We start from the raw sequence: 474 nt of genomic DNA, 5'->3' as shown, positions 1-474 counted from the left end.
TATTACTGTCCGCTAAACATAGAAATCCTCATTCCAACTCATTGAGACACAATAGTTCGGATGACAGCATGTTAGTGACAAGCCCCCTTATTCATTTTCTGTTACCTCGGGTGGCGATTCAGCCGCTGCTTCAAGCATGAGTTTCATGTCGGCATCCGGCATGTTGAAGAAATTATTCATGTTGAGGTATTCCATAAGTACAATGCGCACCATAGTAGCCAGCCCTGAGAAACTCCACCGCCTCTGCAATGAGCTTTGCAGCAGTGACAGTAATAGATTGGCAATGAGTGTAACCCAAATCTGTATCTTGATGGCGTTGGCACTCTCCCCATAGAAGTATCTAAGCGGGAAGTTCTGTTTTATCTGCTTGAAAAGAGACTCTATCTGCCACCTCCTGCGGTAGATGGCTACGATAGTCTCCATGGACATGTCAAAGTCGTTGGTAAGCAAGGACACCAACTTTGGCATCTTTCC

1 protein-coding gene is annotated in these 474 nt (G+C 45.6%); it reads right to left on the bottom strand.

Going from position 1 to position 474, the window contains the following annotated elements; all coding sequences use genetic code 11:
- Positions 1 to 87: 87 nt before the first annotated feature.
- Positions 88 to 474, bottom strand: a 387-nt coding sequence (locus E0E16_RS15065) for a transposase (RefSeq protein WP_130828423.1), incomplete at its 5' end; no start/stop codon positions are given.

This window comes from Prevotella rectalis (genome assembly GCF_900607215.1).
Lineage (GTDB): Bacteria > Bacteroidota > Bacteroidia > Bacteroidales > Bacteroidaceae > Prevotella > Prevotella brunnea.
The sequence above is the reverse complement of the archived record's forward strand: the minus strand, read 5'-3'. Positions and strand labels throughout refer to the sequence as shown.